Annotated in this window: 20 protein-coding genes and 1 pseudogene; 14 read left to right on the forward strand and 7 right to left on the reverse strand. The window is 36.8% G+C overall.

Translation table 11 applies throughout. From position 1 onward, the window contains the following. The first annotated feature begins 41 nt into the window (after window positions 1–41). The 3 genes from TZ90_RS00445 (at window position 42) to rpsD (ending at window position 2,595) form a co-directional block, all read left to right on the forward strand. Window positions 42–740 (forward strand): response regulator transcription factor, encoded by a 699-nt coding sequence (locus TZ90_RS00445; protein ID WP_023947543.1) that lies wholly within the window; start codon window positions 42–44, stop codon window positions 738–740. Then, window positions 737–1,789 (forward strand): sensor histidine kinase, encoded by a 1,053-nt coding sequence (locus TZ90_RS00450; RefSeq protein ID WP_023947545.1) that lies wholly within the window; start codon window positions 737–739, stop codon window positions 1,787–1,789. Before TZ90_RS00445 ends, TZ90_RS00450 begins: the two co-directional genes overlap by 4 nt. 194 nt (window positions 1,790–1,983) lie before the next feature. Then, window positions 1,984–2,595: a 30S ribosomal protein S4 gene (gene rpsD / locus TZ90_RS00455; protein WP_000092756.1), complete on the forward strand. Its 612-nt coding sequence runs from the start codon at window positions 1,984–1,986 to the stop codon at window positions 2,593–2,595. 83 nt (window positions 2,596–2,678) lie between these two features. On the opposite strand, the pseudogene TZ90_RS10450 reads toward rpsD, so the two are convergent. Beyond that, window positions 2,679–2,934: pseudogene (locus tag TZ90_RS10450) on the reverse strand (tyrosine-type recombinase/integrase); the annotation flags it as partial. Between the two features lie 677 nt (window positions 2,935–3,611). Here TZ90_RS10450 and TZ90_RS00465 point away from each other — a divergent pair. From TZ90_RS00465 to TZ90_RS00520, 11 genes are all read left to right on the forward strand, one after another. Then, window positions 3,612–3,878 carry a hypothetical protein gene (locus tag TZ90_RS00465; protein ID WP_200893268.1) on the forward strand — a complete coding sequence of 89 codons (267 nt, stop codon included), beginning with the start codon at window positions 3,612–3,614 and terminating at the stop codon, window positions 3,876–3,878. Beyond that, complete coding sequence (locus tag TZ90_RS00470) at window positions 3,871–4,140, forward strand: hypothetical protein (RefSeq protein WP_000590877.1); 270 nt, start codon at window positions 3,871–3,873, stop codon at window positions 4,138–4,140. Before TZ90_RS00465 ends, TZ90_RS00470 begins: the two co-directional genes overlap by 8 nt. 44 nt (window positions 4,141–4,184) lie before the next feature. Further along, entirely contained in the window at window positions 4,185–4,427 is a 243-nt protein-coding gene (locus TZ90_RS00475; protein ID WP_000590033.1) for a hypothetical protein, read from the forward strand. Between the two features lie 38 nt (window positions 4,428–4,465). After that, the gene (locus TZ90_RS00480) at window positions 4,466–4,693 is read left to right on the forward strand and encodes a hypothetical protein (RefSeq protein WP_000963920.1); all 228 of its coding nucleotides are present in this window, start codon (window positions 4,466–4,468) and stop codon (window positions 4,691–4,693) included. Window positions 4,694–5,470: 777 nt separating this feature from the next. Next, entirely contained in the window at window positions 5,471–6,277 is an 807-nt protein-coding gene (locus TZ90_RS00485) for a coiled-coil domain-containing protein (protein WP_000834991.1), read from the forward strand. Between the two features lie 21 nt (window positions 6,278–6,298). Beyond that, entirely contained in the window at window positions 6,299–7,546 is a 1,248-nt protein-coding gene (locus TZ90_RS00490; RefSeq protein WP_045610872.1) for a toxic anion resistance protein, read from the forward strand. 131 nt (window positions 7,547–7,677) lie between these two features. Continuing rightward, window positions 7,678–9,026, forward strand: a protein-coding gene (locus TZ90_RS09760) for an IS3 family transposase (protein ID WP_152620179.1) whose coding sequence is annotated in 2 segments (ribosomal slippage) — window positions 7,678–8,119 and window positions 8,119–9,026 — 1,350 coding nt in all. Because the reading frame shifts where the segments join, the coding sequence is not laid out codon by codon here. A 120-nt stretch (window positions 9,027–9,146) separates the two neighbouring features. Then, window positions 9,147–9,467 carry a tyrosine-type recombinase/integrase gene (locus TZ90_RS00505; RefSeq protein WP_080890693.1) on the forward strand — a complete coding sequence of 107 codons (321 nt, stop codon included), beginning with the start codon at window positions 9,147–9,149 and terminating at the stop codon, window positions 9,465–9,467. A gap of 117 nt (window positions 9,468–9,584) precedes the next feature. Further along, entirely contained in the window at window positions 9,585–9,842 is a 258-nt protein-coding gene (locus TZ90_RS00510) for a hypothetical protein (RefSeq protein ID WP_045610880.1), read from the forward strand. Beyond that, window positions 9,832–10,416 (forward strand): toxin-antitoxin system HicB family antitoxin, encoded by a 585-nt coding sequence (locus tag TZ90_RS00515; RefSeq protein ID WP_235285489.1) that lies wholly within the window; start codon window positions 9,832–9,834, stop codon window positions 10,414–10,416. Before TZ90_RS00510 ends, TZ90_RS00515 begins: the two co-directional genes overlap by 11 nt. 1 nt (window position 10,417) lies before the next feature. Beyond that, window positions 10,418–10,801, forward strand: coding sequence for a hypothetical protein (locus TZ90_RS00520; protein WP_045610883.1), 384 nt, complete (start codon window positions 10,418–10,420; stop codon window positions 10,799–10,801). A 241-nt stretch (window positions 10,802–11,042) separates the two neighbouring features. Here TZ90_RS00520 and TZ90_RS00525 read toward each other — a convergent pair whose 3' ends face one another. The 6 genes from TZ90_RS00525 to TZ90_RS00550 form a co-directional block, all read right to left on the reverse strand. Then, window positions 11,043–12,308: a tyrosine-type recombinase/integrase gene (locus TZ90_RS00525; RefSeq protein WP_045610884.1), complete on the reverse strand. Its 1,266-nt coding sequence runs from the start codon at window positions 12,306–12,308 to the stop codon at window positions 11,043–11,045. Window positions 12,309–12,399: 91 nt separating this feature from the next. Continuing rightward, the gene (locus TZ90_RS00530; RefSeq protein ID WP_045610886.1) at window positions 12,400–12,660 is read right to left on the reverse strand and encodes a MerR family transcriptional regulator; all 261 of its coding nucleotides are present in this window, start codon (window positions 12,658–12,660) and stop codon (window positions 12,400–12,402) included. Continuing rightward, complete coding sequence (locus TZ90_RS00535; RefSeq protein WP_080890694.1) at window positions 12,657–13,301, reverse strand: replication protein; 645 nt, start codon at window positions 13,299–13,301, stop codon at window positions 12,657–12,659. The genes TZ90_RS00530 and TZ90_RS00535 overlap by 4 nt, the downstream gene beginning before the upstream one ends. Before the next feature lie 142 nt (window positions 13,302–13,443). Then, window positions 13,444–14,049: a hypothetical protein gene (locus tag TZ90_RS00540; RefSeq protein WP_045610887.1), complete on the reverse strand. Its 606-nt coding sequence runs from the start codon at window positions 14,047–14,049 to the stop codon at window positions 13,444–13,446. After that, on the reverse strand, window positions 14,049–15,125 hold the full coding sequence (locus TZ90_RS00545) for a cell division protein FtsK (protein ID WP_045611022.1): 1,077 nt from the start codon (window positions 15,123–15,125) through the stop codon (window positions 14,049–14,051). Before TZ90_RS00545 ends, TZ90_RS00540 begins: the two co-directional genes overlap by 1 nt. Further along, window positions 15,125–15,439: a hypothetical protein gene (locus tag TZ90_RS00550; protein WP_045610889.1), complete on the reverse strand. Its 315-nt coding sequence runs from the start codon at window positions 15,437–15,439 to the stop codon at window positions 15,125–15,127. The genes TZ90_RS00545 and TZ90_RS00550 overlap by 1 nt, the downstream gene beginning before the upstream one ends. Window positions 15,440–15,472: the final 33 nt, after the last annotated feature.

The raw sequence follows: 15,472 nt of genomic DNA on the forward strand, positions 1-15,472 counted from the left end.
ACTATTGTGGTATAGCACTGTTTTTTTCAAAGGAGAGACAGATGGGAAAGACAATTTTACTCGTTGACGACGAGGTAGAAATCACAGATATTCATCAACGCTATCTGGTTCAGGCAGGGTATCAGGTTTTGGTGGCTCATGATGGAGTAGAGGCCTTGGAAATCTTCAAGCGAAAACAGATTGATTTGATTATTACAGATATCATGATGCCTCGGATGGATGGTTATGATTTGATTAGCGAAGTTCAGTATCAGTCTCCGGATCAGTCTTTTCTCTTTATTACGGCTAAGACCAGCGAGCAGGACAAGATTTATGGCCTGAGCTTAGGGGCAGATGACTTTATTGCCAAGCCCTTTAGCCCACGTGAGCTGGTTTTGCGTGTCCATAATATCTTACGTCGCCTTCATCGTGGAGGTGAGACAGAGGTCGTCAATCTCGGGGATTTACGGATGAATCACGGTAGTCATGAGGTCCAAGTTGGAGATGTGGCGCTTGATTTGACAGTCAAATCCTTCGAACTTCTATGGCTTTTAGCCAGCAATCCAGAGCGAGTTTTTTCTAAGACAGACCTCTATGAAAAGGTCTGGCAAGAAGACTATGTGGATGACACCAATACCTTGAATGTTCATATTCATGCTCTTCGACAGGAGTTGGCTAAACATGCTAGTGCAGAAACACCGACCATCAAAACCGTCTGGGGCTTGGGCTACAAAATTGAGAAAGCACGAGGTAGTCAATGAAATTAAAAAGTTATATTTTAGTGGGGTATATCATTTCAACACTCCTAACGATTATCGTGGTTTTTTGGGCCATCCAGCGAATGTTAATTGAAGAAAGAGAAATTTATTTCCTAGTGGGTATGACTCTCGTGGCTAGTTTTATCGGTGCTGGGATTAGTCTCTTTCTCCTATCGCCGGTCTTTACTTCATTGGGCAAACTCAAGGAACATGCCAAGCGGGTAGCGGATAAGGACTTTCCATCAAATCTGGAGGTTCAAGGCCCTGTAGAATTTCAACAATTAGGCCAAGCTTTCAATGAAATGTCCCATGATTTGCAGGCCACCTTTGATTCCTTGGAAGAAAGCGAACGAGAAAAGGGCTTGATGATTGCTCAACTTTCGCATGATATCAAGACCCCTATCACGTCAATCCAAGCGACGGTAGAAGGGATTTTGGATGGGGTTATCAAGGAAGGAGAACAGGACCATTATCTAGCAACCATTGGACGCCAGACTGAAAGACTCAATAAACTGGTTGAGGAGTTGAATTTTTTGACTCTAAACACAGTTAGAAATCAGGTCGAAACGACCAGCAAAGACAGCATTTTTCTGGACCAGCTCTTGATTGAGTGCATGAGTGAATTTCAGTTCTTGATTGAGCAGGAGGAACGAGATGTCCATTTGCAGGTAATCCCAGAGTCTGCCCGGATTGAGGGAGATTATGCTAAACTTTCTCGTATCTTGGTGAATCTGGTCAATAACGCTTTTAAATACTCAGCTCCAGGGACCAAGTTGGAAGTGGTAGCTAAGCTGGAAAATAACCAGCTTTCAATCAGTGTGACCGATGAGGGACAGGGAATTGCCCCAGAGGATTTGGAGAATATTTTCAAACGACTTTATCGTGTAGAAACTTCGCGTAACATGAAAACAGGTGGTCATGGCTTAGGACTTGCTATTGCGCGTGAATTGGCCCATCAATTGGGTGGAGAAATTACAGTCAGCAGCCAGTACGGTCTAGGAAGCACCTTTACCCTCGTTCTAAACCTTTCTGGCAATGAAAATAAAGCTTAAAACCCCTTTACAAATCCAGCCATTCATGGTAGAATGGATTTTGTGCGAAATATCAGCAGGAAAGCATGAAGCTCGTCAACAGGTGTCTTATGATAAGTAACCTTGGCTGTTTAGGCGAAGGGCATCTGCACGAATCAGGGCTTTCTAAGTGACTATTTCCACCGAAATATTATTTATATCAGGAGGACATTCACATGTCACGTTATACAGGACCATCTTGGAAACAAGCTCGTCGCCTTGGCCTTTCACTTACAGGTACAGGTAAAGAATTGGCACGTCGTAACTACGTACCAGGACAACACGGACCAAACAACCGTTCTAAATTGTCAGAATACGGTTTGCAATTGGCTGAAAAACAAAAACTTCGTTTCACTTACGGTGTAGGTGAAAAACAATTCCGTAACTTGTTCGTACAAGCTACAAAAATCAAAGGCGGAATCCTAGGTTTCAACTTCATGCTTCTTTTGGAACGTCGTTTGGATAACGTTGTTTACCGTCTTGGTCTTGCGACTACTCGTCGTCAAGCTCGTCAATTCGTAAACCACGGTCACATTCTTGTTGACGGAAAACGCGTTGATATCCCATCATACCGCGTAACTCCAGGTCAAGTGATCTCAGTTCGTGAAAAATCATTGAAAGTTCCAGCAATCCTTGAAGCAGTAGAAGCTACTCTTGGACGTCCAGCATTCGTATCATTCGACGCTGAAAAATTGGAAGGTTCATTGACTCGCTTGCCAGAACGCGACGAAATCAACCCAGAAATCAACGAAGCACTTGTCGTTGAATTCTACAACAAAATGCTTTAATTTTAAGATATATTTTACAGAAAGCCTACAACAGTGGGCTTTTTGCTTTGTCTTAAAAGCTTGATTTCTGGGTTTGTCCCCCTTCACAAAGAACTAACAGCTTTCTCATAAAATGAGACGGCTGTTTTTGCTTTTTCTTTGGAGAGATGACTGTAAGTGTCCATAGTCATAGCTAATGTAGAATGACCTAGACGGTGTTGTAATTTTTTATAGAGTATTCCAGAGTTTAGCAAAAGACTAGCGTGTGTGTCTAAAATCGTGGAAACTAATATCAGGAACACCAGCATGTTTGAAACGTGTGTTTAAACGAGTTGATAGTGTTTTATTGTTTGGGTATTGAGGGAATAAGAGAAGTTTAAAAGTCTGTTCTTTTGGTTTTGTTGCTTACAAAATGATAAGCAGATAAGCAAAGTAATAACTTGCCTTAGTTGCTCGCAGAATGACAAGGAGATAGGAGAGATAAAAATGTCTCTTAATTCCTTACCAAATAGTATGGGGAATGGACTTGAACCAAGAGCGAACACCGAGAAAATGCAAAAAAGCACTTAGAAAAATCTAAGCGCTCAAGAGTAGTGGACGGTGTGCCTGTCCCGTCATCTCATACTATGAAGTTGCGTAGCGACACTATCATTTCTACCTCACTTCTCTTTAAACTAATTATATCATAAAGGAGTAGCAGCTTGACCACTGGCGAAGTAGAAAAGAAGCTAAAAAGCTATCGTAATAATCTCTTGTTGATTGAATATTAGGATAGGAAAGTTTATAATGAATTTAAAGTAAAGGAGATTTCGTTTTAGATTTGATGATACCACAAAGCAAAGAGTTATTGATTTTTTATAATCAAATTGATGAGTGGGTTGACCAAGTTTATCCAGACCAAGATAAACCTTCTTTATTGTTTAAGAAAGCACTCTCCAATCTATTTTAGATTTATTTGATAGTATTAAATAAATCTAAAATTGGTTTTGATTCCCTAGAACGCAAGTATTGAAATAATAATTATGGATAAGTTAAACATGAAAAATAAGATAATTGATGTTTATAAAATAGCGCATCGTCTTGTTTCTATTACTGTTGAGAATCCTGATTTTTCAGATTTGAAAATCAATCAGTTTGTTAGAATTGGAGAAAAAGAGTATAGGGTACGTAGTGTCCCTATGATTCATTCAACTCCACCTAAATCTATCTTTAGTTTAGATACTTTTACAATTGACTACACAGAGGACGACTTGATGAATAAAGTGGCGGTATTTACGCATAGGGAAGTATTTAAAGATGATTAAAATTTCAATTAGTTTGTTACTAGATGCGATTGAAGATAACATAAACGACGAAGAGCTTCAATCTATCGATTTCGAGAGCTATATTAGAAAAATTACAAAAGAATTCCAGGGAGAAAATGGTGAATTTTTAGTAAAAGAAGAAGCGTTTGAAACACTCCCTTTGGACAGAGATAAAAAGGATAAAATCATTGAGCAAATAAAGCAAAATAGTCAAAATGTTTTCAAAGACGATTTTGATACCTTGTTGCAATTATATTTTTGAGAGTCAAGAATAGTTCCAGTGCCTTATTTTACAATAAATATAAAATGATAAAGATTGATAAACAAATTATTACGATGTACAAAATAGAAGATGGAGTCTCTAAAAGGCAGTATTCTATTGTGAGTGGAGGTTGTAAAGGTATTGCAACTATCGATAAAATTACTTTGGAATATAGCTATGTTGGAGATGATTTAGGGCAATTTACTTCATTTGTCAAAGATACTTTGACTAAAAGTATTAAGTTAGGAAAAGAGTTGCCGGATAAATTTTCGTATGGTTTTGTATAAGTTGTGGAATATCTTATATAGGAGAATCAAGATATATTATGGCAATATTTGATGATTTACGAGCATTGTATGACAATGGTTGGGACGCTTCTTTTGATTATAAGGGTCAAGTATGTGGTATTTTTCCTAATTCTGTTTATGACATTGTCGTCGTACTTGGAGATAATAAATTTAAAGTGTCATCTTTTGATGAGTTAATTTCTTTACAGATTAACGGGAAAACTTTGCTGGAAATCATGAGTGAGGTGGAAGTGCAATATGGTTGAAGGACACTAGAGAAAAAGATAGACAATAAATTCAGATGCACAGATTGAAAGTTGAGAAAAAAGTGATATAATGAAGACATGAAGGATAGAGGTTGAGAATCTGTCACCAACGCGCCACTTATAGTGGGTCGAGAAATGCAGGAGCTCCGACAGTCCTGCCTATCCTTGCAAATCGATCAGCCCTTAGAAACGAATCTAGGGCTTTTTGCTTTGTCTTAAAACGTTGATTTCTGGGTTTGCTTAGAGATTTGTTAGTAAGGTTATTTGTGTATCTAAGTCTATCTATTCCAAGAATTAAGCGATGTTGATGATATAAATCTGGTATAATATAATGTTTTGGCTCCCTCAATTCAAGGAAGGGAGGTGTTACATATGTTAGAAACTTTACTCACAGTGTTTCTAGCTCTGTTACTTATTAACGTGTTATCTGAGCTTTTCAAGTTATGGCTTAAGAAACGTAAGAAGTAATGGTTAACCCTTTTAGAGGGTAGTAAAAAACCCCATCGGTGGCACGGTGGGGCTTTTTAGTTATATATGCTAGAAGCATTATTTTCCCTTTATGCTTTCATTCTAACACAACCCCTCTGATATTTCAAGCTTTTGTTTTGATATTCCTCAGAGTGTGTTTGTGGTTTGAGTCAGCTTCACTGACATTAGCACACGCGCTACTAAGTTCCATTCTACAGCAAAGAAATCAACTCTTTTTTAGGGGATTTCCGCCCTCATTTTTGTCTTTTGTGCTAAAATAGACTTATAAATTGAAAATAAGGAATGTTTATGAAATCGGGTAATGGTTTTTGGAAAGGTTGTCTCTATTTTTGGGGCTTCTTGTTCTTATTGGGCCTTTTGGTTCAATATGCTCTTCCGCTTGCGGCTTGTGTACTGCTAGGCTATGGTGGTTATCGTCTCTATAAACGTTGGCGCTATCCTCTTTTGCAGGATGCCTCTCTAGACGATCGGATTGAGCTTTTAAAAGCTCGTATTCGTCAAGCAGACAAAGATATTCAGCAGTTAGAGGGAGTATTGGTAGAAAAAGGCTCAGAATCCTATAAGAGTCTGGCCAATCAAGTATTGATCGAACTGCGGGAAATCCATCAGGAGGCGGATCGTCTCAAGTCCTATATTGATGATGATGTCTACAACCGTATTGACAAAAAGGTTCGTACAGTGCGGGCAACTATCGATGTTCAGCTAGAACGTTTGGATAGGGAAAGTCAGGTAGATCTTGAGAATGCGGAGCCAGAGGAATTAGCTCCAGAATTGTCCCAGACCTTGGCCAATATTGCTATTGACCATCAGGCTATTTTAGACAAGATTGCTACCTCTGCCGAGGGGGATAAGGAAGAATTGACGGCCATTCATAGTTTGAAGATGGAGAAATTCAAAACGATTTTAGAAGGCTATTTAAAGATTAAGGCCAATCCTAAAAACTATAATCGAGCAGAAGAACGTTTAGAGCAAGCTAAAGCAGCTATCGAACAATTTGATCTTGAGCTGGACCAAGTCTTGAGAGAACTCAATGAAACAGATATGCGTGATTTTGATATCAGTCTGCGTATTCTAGAAAAAGATCGTAAAGAATAGGTTAGAAACAAAGGAGTAACCATGACAGAATTTAATTTCGATATTGACCAGATTGCCAATAATACGGTAGCTAATGTGGATAAAACAACCCAAATCATCGAGACCAATACTGGCTCAGACAAGACCTTGACCTTCCTTGAAAAGTTGAGCCCTGAGCAGCAAGAAGGAATCAAAGCGCACGTGCCCCAGTTGGTAGACCAGTTTGTCACCAATCAAAATGCTCTTTTGGATTTTGGACAATCTGCTGTCGAAGGTGTGAATAATACGGTCAATCGTATCTTGTCAGAACAAAAGAAACTACAGATTCCCCAAGTGGATGATCTACTCAAAAATACCAACCGTGAGTTGCAAGGCTTTGTAGTCAAATACAAGAATGCTGAAATTGCTGAGTTAGAAGAAAAGCCAAACTTTTTGCAACGATTGTTTAACAAGAGCAAGAATACCCTACAGGAATTTTACTTTGATTCAAAAACAGTGGAGCAAAAGCTCGATGGTATGGCTGCCGCAGTGGTTAAGCAAGAAGATGTGCTAGCTCGAAATATTGTCTCTGCTGAGATGTTGATTGAGGACAATACCAAATCCATTGAAAATTTAGTGGGAGTAATTTCCTTTATCGAAGCCAGCCAGACAGAAGCTGGTAATCGCGCTGCCGAACTGAAGGTCCAAGCTGACCAACTAGATACAAGTACGGTAGAATACCAGACTAAGTCTCAAGAATTGGCCCGCATGGCTGAAGTGGTCAATACCCTCGAACAACAGCACACTGAGTATGTCAGCCGTCTCTATGTTGCCTGGGCAACAACACCTCAGATGCGCAATCTTGTGAAGGTGTCATCTGATATGCGCCAAAAATTGGGCATGCTTCGTCGTAATACGATTCCGACAATGAAGCTTTCTATTGCCCAACTGGGTATTTTGCAACAATCAATGAAATCAGGTGTCGTGGCAGATGCCATTGTCAATGCTAATAATGCTGCTCTTCAGATGCTAGCTGAAACCAGCAAGGAAGTGATTCCGCAGATGGAAAGAATTGCACAAAGCCCGACAGTCGCTGTCGAATCTGTTACCAAACTGGCTGAAAGTCTGGTCGCTCAAAACCAAGGTATCGTCGCAGCTATTGAATTGGGACGCCAGAAACGTGCCCAACTAGAAACAACCATCGTCAAGTCCGCAGAAATGATCAACGATTCTGTTAAACTACGCGATGAGAAAATCGTCCAAGCCCTTCTAGACCAAGGCAAGGCTGCTCAGAAAGAAGTACAAGAATAATACACAAGGATGCTGGGAAAAACTCAATTTCAGGAGAAAATGAAGTAAATCTTTCTACAATAAAACGCATAATATTGAACTGCACCCCAAAAGTTAGACAGAAAAAATCTAACTTTTGGGGTGTTTTTATTATGAAATTAACTTATGATGATAAAGTTCAAATCTATGGACTTAGAAAAAAAGGATATAGTTTGGAGAAGCTTTCAAATAAATTTGGGATAAACAATTCTAATATTAGGTACATGATTAAATTGATTGATCGTTACGGAATAGAGTTCGTCAAAAAAGGAAAAAATCGTTACTATTCTCCTGATTTAAAACAAGAAATGATTCATAAAGTCTTACATGAAGGCTGGACTAAAGATAGAGTTTCTCTTGAATACGGCCTCCCAAGTCGTACGATACTTCTTAATTGGCTAGCACAATACAAGAAAAACGGGTATACTATTGTTGAGAAAACAAGAGGGAGAGTACCTAAAATGGGACGTAAGCCAAAAAAGAGACCTGAAGAGAGGACAGAATTAGAACGTCTTCAAGCAGAAAATGAGTACCTGAGAGCGGAGAATGCCATCCTAAAAAAGTTGAGAGAACTCCGGTTGAAGGAGAAAAAAGAGAAAGAAGAAAGACAGAAATTGTTCAAGAATTAATGACTGAGTTTTCGTTAGATATTCTTCTAAAAGCCATTAAACTAGCTCGTTCGACCTACTACTATCACTTGAAACAGCTAGATAAACTAGATAAGGACCAAGAGCTTAGAGCTGAAATTCAATCCATTTTTATCGAACATAAGGGAAATTATGGTTATCGTCGGATTCATTTAGAACTAAGAAATCGTGGTTATCTGGTAAATCATAAAAGAGTTCAACGCTTGATGAAAGTACTCAATTTACAAGCTAAAATGCGACAGAAACGAAAATATTCTTCTCATAAAGGAGATGTTGGCAAAAAGACAGAGAATCTCATTCAACGTCAATTTGAAGGCTCTAAAACAATGGAAAAGTGCTACACAGATGTGACAGAGTTTGCCATTCCAAATAGCACGCAGAAACTCTATTTATCGCCCGTTTTAGATGGTTTCAACAGCGAAATCATCGCTTATCATCTTTCTACTTCACCCAACTTAGAACAAGTGAAGAGCATGTTAAAACAGGCCTTCACAGAGAATTACTACGAGAATACTGTTCTTCATAGTGACCAAGGCTGGCAATACCAACACGATTCTTATCATCAGTTTCTAGAGAGTAAGGGAATTCAAGCATCCATGTCACGTAAGGGTAACAGCCCAGACAATGGTATGATGGAGTCCTTCTTTGGCATTTTAAAATCCGAAATGTTTTATGGCTATGAGAAAACCTTTAAATCACTTAATCAATTGGAACAAGCTATTGTAGACTATATTGATTACTACAACAATAAACGAATTAAGGTAAAACTAAAAGGACTTAGCCCTGTACAATACAGAACTAAATCCTTTGGATAAAATAATTGTCTAACTTTTTGGGGTCAGTACAAAATCAGCGTTTTTCTTCTGTATTGATTCGTATTGAATGCTTACTTAACTTCTGTATACATAAAGGGGAAGAATCAGCAGGGGAGTCCATTGTATCATACAGAAATTTCAATGTTTTTAAGAGGAGGAACTAGTCAGTCTGCAAAGTATAATAAGAAAAGTGGGAAACCCTATAAGGATATTGACGACCTAGTCGATTTTGGTAGGCCTGTTCACATAGTTCCACATATGTTCCGACATAGTTTTGTTTCAGTTATGGCTGATAAGAATGTAAGCCTAAACGTTATTCGAGAATTTGTAGGACATTCAGAAGATAGTAGAGAGATAGAAAAAATCTACCTTCATGTCATGCAAAAGGGAAAAGATAAGATTGAACAAGCTATGATAGATTTGGCTGAAATAATTTTTTAATTATCTTATGAAATTCAGATATTTTATTAAAATTAAAAGAAATCCTTGAAATTAGCGAATTTTTGGGATATAATCATTGTGACACCATATATAGTGTCGCTGTAAATGAGGTACATCATGGGCAAGGAAAAAGAGTTGCAAAAAATAAAAGATAACCCAAAATCTGTTACCCCTGAACGCTTAGAATCTCTGTGTAAAAAATATGGTTTTATGTGGAAGCAAGGAACCAATCATTCAATAACCTCTCATGCTTTATTGGAAGAAAGCTATCCAATACCGCGACATAAGCCGATAAAGCCAGTTTATGTGAAGAAAGTTATAAAAATGATTGAGAAAGTGATAGAATTGGAGGAGGGTTTAAGTGATGAAAGATAAAGAATATTATCTTGGATTGAACTATCCGATTTTAATTGAAAAAATTTATGACGAGGGTGAATTATTGTTTACTGCCTCTATTAAAGAGTTACCAGGATTAATCGTTTATGGTGAATCTTTAGGAGAAGTTTATGATGAGATTGAATTAGCTAAAGCAGACTGGATTGAGGCCAATCTTGAGTGGGGGAGAAAAATTAAAGAACCTTTTGAGAACTCTCTGGAAGAGTATAGTGGAAAAATAACGCTAAGATTACCGAAAACCTTACATAGAGATGTTAAAGAACGCTCTGAAATTGAAGGAGTCAGCTTAAATCAAACTATAGTACAATTGATTAATGACGGGTTATTCAAACAAACTCAAAATGCTGTTGAACAGCTAACAGAGCAATTTAAAGATATGACTAAAAAACTTAGTCAAACCATTGCTGAAAAGGTTTCTGCACCAGAGCAACATATTCACCAAACAATCATTATAAAAAATCAATCTGAAAAAATACAACCTTATAAAGAGCAGAATATTACTAATAATAGATTCCAAGATAATAAAGTAGTTTCATGGTCTATTGGAGGTTAAAATGAAGACAAAAAATATTGAGATAAGAAGAATAACATTTAGTAAATTTGAATTTAATACTCATAACACTGGAGAAGTTGAAGAAGATGGAAGAGCTTCGATTAATTTAAATTTTCCTGACAGAGAGGAAGGACAAGAGAACCAACTTATTCTGATAAAGATGGAAATTTCATACCCAGATAGTCAGTATCGAGTTATTGCTGACATTGATGCCATATATTCTGTCTTAGCTTCAGATTTACCAGAAGATATTTCGCAGGATGATGAATTTCAACAAGCACTTATTACACCAATGATAGAGAAGTTTAGATTATATGTTGGTATGTTTTCTGAAGGGGCATACGGAGCTGTTCTGATACCAAATTTAAACTTTAATCAAGGCTAGAAGCTATCCGTTTTTTATTATTCATATATCATTATGGAATATTTAATCAGTTAAAATTCAGTTATTTTGCTAAAATTAAAATAAAAAGCCTTTGAAATGTTGATTTCATAGGCTTTTACTGTGTTAAATTACTTAACTTCTGTAAAGGTTGTTAATGTTATTTCAGCACCCTTTAAACGCCGTTATATCAACGTTTTTAGATTGTTCTATAGAAAATGTAGTCATAAATGTAGTCATTTTGCTATGCTGTCAATTTTGCAATTTCTTTGAGGTAGATATCCACTGCTTCTGCCTTCTTTTTTGGTGCCAATTCAGCATAGGTATCCATCGTCGTTTTAATCGACTTATGCCCCATTCTTATCTGGAGCTCTTTCCAGTTCGCACCAGCATTCAGCATTAAAGAAGCATGTGTATGACGGAAAAGGTGAAAACCATAGTTTGGTAGTCCCAACTCAGTCAAACGCTTTTTAAGCGTTGCACGTTCATTTCTGTCACACATATAGTTCCCGTAAATTGTCGGGAAAATTAAATCCACAGGTGGTAAATCATGACTCACAAAATAATTACTCATCTCAGCATGAAATGCTTTTAAGTTTTTTAAAACTTGTCTTGGAACAGCCACTCTTCTGTTACCAGAGTCAGTTTTAGCACTATGTTTACAAATCACCTCTCCCTTAATTCCTAGTTTTTTATTTCCAGCTTTCCACATCAGAGTCTTATTTACGATGATTTCATTAGAATCAAAATCAAGATCATGAATTGATAAAGCAAGAAGCTCATTGATTCGAAGCGCAGAAGCTAGTAACGTGTCACAGATAACCTTAAATCTTCGGTTAGCCCGTGTATCAGGAAGAGTATTAAGATAGTTCAACCAAGTAGCTAAATCCTTTCCGTGTAATACCATAATTCTCTCTTTAACCATTTTGGGTTTTGGAGGGATTTTTACAGTTCGAGCAGGATTATGAGAAAGTTCAAAATTCGTAATCCCGTAATCGAAAATATCACTTAGTTTATAAATAACTGCACCGAAATCTTTTGCGTGGCCCTTCTTGGATTTCTTCACGCCAGATTCAACAGACTCCTTAGATTGTTGGGCTAGTTTATTAACCCAAATCTGAATATCTGCAGATTTTATTTCTTCAGGCTTATATTCTCCAAACTTAGGAATCAGATAGGTATCAAGATAACTTCGAACACGGTTGATAGTATTCTGAGAAGTAACCCAGGTCACAAAACTCACAAACCAAGCTTCAGCCAACTCTTTAAAATTACTAACCAACAAGGTTTCTTTTATAGTTGATCCCTTCTCTTCGAACTCTATCCGAGCTTGAATAATTTTTCTATCAAGACTCCGTAACGTTTTAGCTGTTATTGATGATGTAACCTTTTTACCAGTCTTAACATCTACACCAATATATACACCACGTTGCGTATAGCTAACAGTCCCGTTACTCTTGGTAGTTTTAATGACTTTTCGATTGTTGTGAATGATAGTTTCCTTCTGCATAGTAGCCTTTCACGTTCGGATATATAAAAGGCTAAAATAACAACCTCACATTATTCTATGTGATACTACTATTTTAGCACATTTTTTGGAATCACTGTGTTAAATAGTTCAACACATCCTCCATTCTATAGTAGACTGTACGTGTTCCCTCAATTGGTGGTTCTAAGCGTCTAAGCCCTGTCTTTTCCCAATTTTTTAACGTATTTGGTGAAATCTGCAGGAGTGTCAATAATTCTTTTTGTGTACATATTCCGTATCTGGAGTGGCTATCTAGTTTGTTTTGAATTAACGCAACTAAACATTGAAGTAACCTTTCAATTTCGAGTAGTTTCATACTGTCATTAGAATTCAACGTTCCATCTCCTCATTTTTCTTTAGTTTATTATTTTTTTTATGAATTGATTTAGACTTCTCAAGCTCTTCGAGTTGCTTTTCATATTGCATGTACCTACGAGAGTCTAACAATTTAGCAAAAAAGTATGTTTTTTGCACGATAAATTTCAATAGGTGAGGATCATTTGTTCGTGCATAATTTACCAAACTTCCAAACTCAACAAAATTCATTGTATCGATGATATCGATAACTTGTGCTAAAAATTCATCAGAGTTATTTTCAACGATAAACTCTTCAAGATTGAATCCACATCCTGATTCAATATCATTAATGTCGTATTGTGCTTTCTCTGGATTTTCTGCATGTGTAAGATAATGATACATACCTTTAGATGACATGACGATTTGAACATGAGATGGTGTGTTGAGATTAGAAGTTAATAGCTCTGAGACTTGTGAGTAACTTTTCAGTGAGTCGAAGAATAGTACCCCATGTCTATGTGGTTTTTTTAATTCCCCAGTTTTTTCATTTACATCTTTATCATGTACGGGACTAAGTATGTAGGGAATACATAGACTTTCTAGTATTGCTTTATAATTGGTTACAACACTATCTAAATAGATTATAAATGTCCATTTGTTTGAACGTTGATTTTTCATTAATTCTACCTTCGTGATGATTGTTCATTGATCATTGATAGTAATGGGGGACCGTCGTAGTAGGCCCCCATTACATCATAGATTAGGCTGTGAAAAATAGAGTGTTCTTGACTTTCACTACGTGAGTCAAACACTCTATTTTTCATCGTTTAGTGCCAACATACCATAATTGATTTTTTATTCTAGTTGGTGATGAAAAATAGTAATCGCTATTATAATTAGAGATTTCTTCTTTTATATGTGCTTCCATTTCTCTAAATATTTTTTGAGCTTGTTGACTTTTTGGATACTTTAAAAACACAATGATACGATTCTGTTGTACATCGATAGTACATTTGCTTACAGCTTTATTAAACGTTTTAATTGTATAGTTAGACTGAGGATTAATTTTGGAGTTTGTAGATGAATTTTGAATCAATTCGTACTGTCTTAAAAATTGGCGAAGTTTTATTGTTTGCCTTATCGAATGAACATAGTTAAGAATTGAGTCTGTTGCGTATCTTTTCGCCAATTCAATACTGATAATAATGGATAGTAAAATTCCAAATAATAAACTAACAAGAATGACCAGATCAGCAATTAAATATAGATATTTATGTGTTTGTTCAACTGTGTCTGAAGAAAATATTTCTTTGTAAAAAAGATTTGCTAATAGTCGAAAAATAAAATTCAAGATTAGGTAAAAAATACTGTAGATAAATAGATATCGTGTAAGGTTATACGTCTTTTGAAAGAATGTTTTCTGCATTATAGAACCCCTTTTTTAGTGAAGAAAGTAGGGCAAAGTAAGGGTAATACTTGATATGGATGCTCATTGTCAATGATTTGAATTAGGCCTGTACCTTTACCAATTGGGATAACAATACCTTCGGGATTCAGATCTGGAAATAGAAATTGAGTAGTTTTTAGGTTAATGTTACCAATCTGAATGACAACATTCATTTGTTCTCTGACGGAAACAGGAATCGTATTATGATCGAATCGTTGGCTAACCAATAGAAGATGTACACTAGTTGACCTTCCCAGCAAAGCAATTTGTGAAATTAGAGAGAAAAAGGATTCCTTAATAGTTTTATTAACAGATTCTGTTAGGGCTAGTACTTCATCAATTACAATAGTAATGTGTTTAAATTTATGATCTGGATTATCGTAAAGAATTTCTTGACGTTGCTGAATCACACATAGGCATGAACTGAGGCTTTCGTTGATTTCTGATACAAAATCGGATTTGGAACGATTTTTTTGAGGGTGAATAACAGGTAAACTGTGTTCACGTGCCCACCTGGAAGGTGTATCAAATTTGGGATCTACAATGATTAAGTCTGAAAAATTTTTCAATATGCTTAGAAAATATGTTAATGCATACGATTTTCCGGAGCCACTATTACCAGCAATTGCAAATGAGGTGACTTTGTTATAATCCAGAGTTAGATTCTGCATGATAGGAATAATGCTCTCATGTTGAGCCGATGCAAATTGCTCCAGATCAGGAATGATTAATCTTTCAGAAATTCCAATTTTCCATGGGAAAAACAGAGCACGTTGCACATGGATATCATCTGTATCTAGCGCGATAAAATAGGCAGAATTTTGTTTTAGTAATGTATAGCGGGGGTACAGAGTAGCGTTAGCTATCAGGAAAATTTTCTGATAAAGTTCATCATCGATGATATAGCCAGCAGGTAACCTTGGAATAAATTGAAAACCATCTTCCTTAATTTTGATGTCGAAACTATTGGTATAGCTAGTTTCTCCCTGCATGATTGCTCCGAGTCCCATATTGAGACTCTGGAGCAGATACTGGGCAAGTTCCCTATTATTCATCATTTAACCTCTTTAATAGAAGTTGCTCGAAAGTAAACATTGTAGCCTACCTCACATGCTTCCAAGCTTTCAAATGAAACAATTGATAGGTATGGGGGGAGTGTAATTTCGGTGTCAAATTTAACTTGGAATGGAGCAAGTCCCTTTTGAATGAACCAGGCTTTGTATGCATTTACTTCCCCTGTTGGCTGGCCATCTTCAAATTTCATTTGTGGCTCGCATTCTGTGCTGATGCATTGAACTGGTTGCTTCTCGTCGATGTACTGTTTGGCGATTGTAGCTGAGTAACCACCTTTTCTAATTTTTGCTTTCATTTTTTTACTATTTACCTTTCTTTCGGTTGCAGG

Origin of the sequence: Streptococcus mitis (assembly GCF_000960005.1) — a bacterium.
GTDB lineage: Bacteria > Bacillota > Bacilli > Lactobacillales > Streptococcaceae > Streptococcus > Streptococcus mitis_CK.